The organism is Staphylococcus sp. EG-SA-2 (genome assembly GCF_017152085.1).
Window position 1 is genome coordinate 1 of sequence record NZ_JACYHC010000475.1, and the last position, 4,584, is coordinate 4,584.

A 4,584-nucleotide genomic window follows, 5' to 3' on the forward strand; every position below is an offset into this window, starting at 1 on the left:
AGTTCGGCAGTTTTGTCTTGAGCAATGTCATAAATGACTGCATGCCAATGTCCATGTTTACACAAAAGGCCAATAAATATAACGTTTTCAGCTTTAATATTATCATCAACCCTATGATCTACTAACATCACATTTCGTTCTGTACAATAAATTAAAATGTCGGAAAACAGCATTGGGAGTGTCATATGTTGTGTGTCATCAAATTTAATATAAAAGTCCATGCGTTTAAGCAATTTTCTTAAGCGTGTTTGTGGAAGACTTAAACATTGTTTTATAATTGCGTTGATTTCGCTTTTATATGGTAATGTCGAGTACGACTGACTTTCATTAAGCACTAAAAATAAGGCCGATAATTGTGTTTCAGATAAGTTTAATGCAATTTTAGATTGTGCTTGTTGTATTTGGTAACCACCATTTTTCCCATAATGCGCATAAATTTTAACACCTTGATTTTCTAAATCATCAATATCTCTTAAAATTGTGCGTTTGGATACGTTGCAATATTTAGCTAATTCTAAAGCGGTCATTTTTTTATTTTGTTGAATTGCAGTAATTATTAAATTTTGCCTTTCAGCTTTATTCATGACAGCCACCTCCTAAAAGATGATATATTACACAAAGTATAACATAAGAGTGACAATGAGGACATTTTCAATATCTTTTAAAAAAAATCGTAAAAATTTTGTGGAAAACGCTTACATTTTAAAAAAGATTGTGCTATGATATTACTTGTAACAGGGGGAGCGATTAAACAAAGGGGTAGAGCTATATAACAGATAGCTTTTAATCGTTCAAGTTACATCACAACATCTTCAATATTTATTACTTACTTTCCTTTCTATTTGTCGGCTAGCACGTGACTAGCCGATTTTTTTATGCATAAAATGAAGAAGTCTTCAGTTGTATTGTTGATTCTTTTAATATAGGGTAATAATAAAATGATAATGATATGAGAAGTGGTGGACGAAATGACAGATAAAACATTACAGCAAATAGATAAGTTAATATGTTCGTGGTTGAAACAAATAGACAATGTTATTCCGCAATTAATTATGGAAATGACTACAGAAACTAAGCGTCATCGATTTGATTTAGTTACAAATGTAGATAAACAGATTCAACAACAATTCCAACAATTTTTAGCAACACATTTTCCGGAACACCAACTATTAGCGGAAGAAAAAAGTAATGAAATGATTACGAATGAAATTAATCATTTATGGATTATGGATCCCATTGATGGAACTGCCAATTTAGTAAAACAGCAAGAAGATTATTGTATTATATTGGCGTATTTTTATGAAGGTAAACCAATGTTATCGTACGTATATGATTATCCGCATAAAAAGCTTTATAAAGCAATACGAGGAGAAGGTGCTTTTTGTAATGGAATTAAGATGGAAGAACCACCATCGTTAAAATTGGAAGACGCTATTATATCGTTTAATGCACAAGTGATGAATCTAGATACGGTGCAAGATTTATTTGACGCCTCATTTAGTTATCGTTTAGTTGGTGCTTGCGGATTAGATTCTATGCGAGTGGCAAAAGGTCAATTTGGGGCACATATTAATACAAATCCTAAACCTTGGGACATTGCTGCACAGTTTTTATTTGCAGAACTATTGAATCTAAAAATGACGACTTTAGATGGTAAGGCAATTGATCATTTAAAGGGTGCACCTTTTATTATAAGTAATAAAGCATGTCATGAAACGGTACTTAAAATTTTAAATGCAAATGGTGGTTATCAAAAATACAGATAGATATTCTCTAGAGATAAAAAATGATAAAAAATAGTTATACGTCTACAGAAGTATAGTAAAAAAATTATTTTACTATATAATAAATAGAGAAAACAGACAAAGTATGTAAGGAATAGTAAAGGAGTGGTGGGATTGAAACGTTCGTCTAAAAGTAAAATGAGCCTACCGAAAAAAATATTTTTATGGGTATTCGGTATTTTAGTAATCTTAGCGATTGTAGCTGTTGTGTATGTAGCTGCTAAAATTTTTATTACTGGTAATAAGATACACAATCCGTTAGATCGCAATCATTCAGAATTAAGAGATAAAAAAGTGAGTTTAAACGATGGTGATCCATTCACAATCGCTTTATTTGGTGTCGATTCAGATGCTGATCGTAAGAAAAAGGGTGGCGGAGAGCGTAGTGATAGTATTATGATTTTATCTATCAACCCTAAAACGAAGAAAACTGAAATAGTAAGTATACCGCGTGATACAAGAGCGGAAATTGTTGGCCGTGGTACTACTGAAAAAATTGCACATGCCTATGCATATGGTGGACCAAATATGGCTGTTAAATCACTTGAAAAATTAATGAATGTGCCAATTGATCATTATGCGACAATCGATATGGATGGTTTGCATAATATGATAGATAGCATCGGCGGTGTTGATGTAGTAAGTAATGATACATTCACTGTTGATGGTGTTCGTTTTACAAAAGGACAGCAGACACATGTAAATGGTGATCAAGCATTGAAGTTTATTAGAAGTCGTAAAGAAGAAGGTGCTGGTGGTGACTTTGGTCGACAACAACGTCAGCAAATTGTGCTTGAAGCGATGGCCAATAAGATTGCAAGCCCATCATCGATTACACATTTTAATAGTCTAATGAATGAAATTCAAAATAATGTTAAAACAGATTTAACATTAGGTGATTTGAATACGATTAGAAGCAATTATAAAGATGCTAATGACACGATTAATAAACATCAATTGAGTGGTCAAGGCGGCATTCAAAGTGACGGATTGTACTACTTCATTCCTAGTGAGCAGTCAAAAGCTGAAAGTACTAAGTTATTAAAAGATAATCTAGAGTAGTAAACTAAGGGAAAATAAGTTATCAAAATTGTACACAAATTAATTAGATAGAATGATCTGTAAATAGAATAACGAATAGAACTAATAGCCCGTAAATAGAAGGTGATAACACTTTGTATTTATGGGCTATTTTATTTAATGCCTGATTTGATTTTTATAAATTAATCCATTACAAATTTAATTTAAAGATAAATATTACCTTCTAAATGGTAGTAGATATTTATCAAACTTGGGTTATTAATTTTCAGAAAAAGGGTATTTATAAATAGTATAACGATTTTTAGGTGAGGTGATTATTAAGTATTGTCATTAATAAGGTTGTGAAAGATATGACTGAAAAGCGTGAAATAGATAATTGGAAAACTAATAATGATAATTATTTTCAATTAAACAAAAAGATGATTTAATTTCGCGCAAAATATTTCAAATAAAAATGATTGTAAAAAGGCAAAATACAAAATTTCACTTAACAACTAGTACATAAAGTAATACAATTAAATTAATTCTATCTGAAAGATGTGTGGGGCATCGTTATTTTAGGTGGATATGAGCAATTTATTAAAAGTCATTTACGGAAAATATATATAGACGGGGTGAGTAATATGCAAGAACATTTGGTGGTTACACTTGATGGAAAAGATTATCTTGTAGAACCAGGTACGAATTTACTTGAATTTATTAAATCACAAGATACTTTTGTACCTTCAATTTGTTATAACGAGTCGATGGGACCAATTCAAACATGTGATACATGTACTGTTGAGATTGACGGTAAAATTGAACGTTCATGTAGTACGGTGATTGATCGTCCAATGACTGTAAATACTGTGAACAATGATGTGAAAGATGCTCAAAAAGAAGCGCTTGATCGAATTTTAGAAAAGCATATGCTGTATTGTACAGTATGTGATTATAATAATGGTGATTGTGAAATTCATAATACGATGGATGCATGGGGGCTTCAGCATCAAACGTATGAATATAAAGAGAAGCCATATGAAAAGGATTATGGCCCATTTTATCGTTATGATCCAAATCAATGTATCTTATGTGGGCGTTGTGTAGAAGCATGTCAAGATATCGAAGTGAATGAAACTATTAGAATTGATTGGGATCGTGAACATCCACGTGTTATTTGGGATAATGATGTACCAATTAATGAATCGTCATGTGTATCTTGTGGTCAATGCGCAACTGTATGTCCATGTAATGCCATGATGGAAGTGAATATGGAAGGTAATGCGGGTTATATGACTGATACGGAACCTGGTTCATTAGCAGCAATGATTGATTTAACTAAAAAAGCAGAACCTGGTTATGGTCCACTATTTGCAATCTCAGATTCAGAAGCAGAAATGCGTAAAGAGCGTATTAAGAAAACTAAAACAGTGTGTACTTATTGTGGTGTGGGTTGTTCATTTGAAGTTTGGACTAAAGATAGAGAAATTTTAAAAGTACAACCATCACATGATTCTCCAGCAAATAAAATTGCGACTTGTGTTAAAGGTAAGTTTTCATGGGGACATATTAATTCAGATCAACGCTTAACTAAACCACTAGTAAGGAAAAATGGTGAGTTCCATGAAGTAGAATGGGATGAAGCTTTAAATGTCATTGCAGATAATTTTACATCTATTAAAGAAAAGTATGGCCCAGATGCACTATCATTCATTTCTTCTTCTAAAGCGACGAATGAAGAATCGTATTTAATGCAAAAATTAGCAAGACAAGTTATTGG

The 4,584-nt window shown here is 32.0% G+C and carries 4 protein-coding genes; 3 read left to right on the plus strand and 1 reads right to left on the minus strand.

Annotated elements, in window-relative coordinates; genetic code table 11:
• Positions 1–584, minus strand: a 584-nt coding sequence (locus IDG60_RS07065; protein ID WP_164825701.1) for a helix-turn-helix transcriptional regulator, incomplete at its 3' end; no start/stop codon positions are given.
• A 384-nt stretch (positions 585–968) separates the two neighbouring features.
• Between IDG60_RS07065 and IDG60_RS07070 the strand changes: the two genes are divergently transcribed.
• The 3 genes from IDG60_RS07070 to IDG60_RS07080 form a co-directional block, all read left to right on the plus strand.
• Positions 969–1,766, plus strand: coding sequence for an inositol monophosphatase family protein (locus IDG60_RS07070; protein WP_000130454.1), 798 nt, complete (start codon positions 969–971; stop codon positions 1,764–1,766).
• A 132-nt stretch (positions 1,767–1,898) separates the two neighbouring features.
• A complete protein-coding gene (locus tag IDG60_RS07075; RefSeq protein WP_000831055.1) occupies positions 1,899–2,846 on the plus strand; it encodes an LCP family glycopolymer transferase in 948 nt (315 codons plus the stop codon).
• Positions 2,847–3,448: 602 nt separating this feature from the next.
• Positions 3,449–4,584 (plus strand): molybdopterin-dependent oxidoreductase (locus tag IDG60_RS07080; protein ID WP_206160579.1); only part of this gene is annotated, 1,136 nt, incomplete at its 3' end.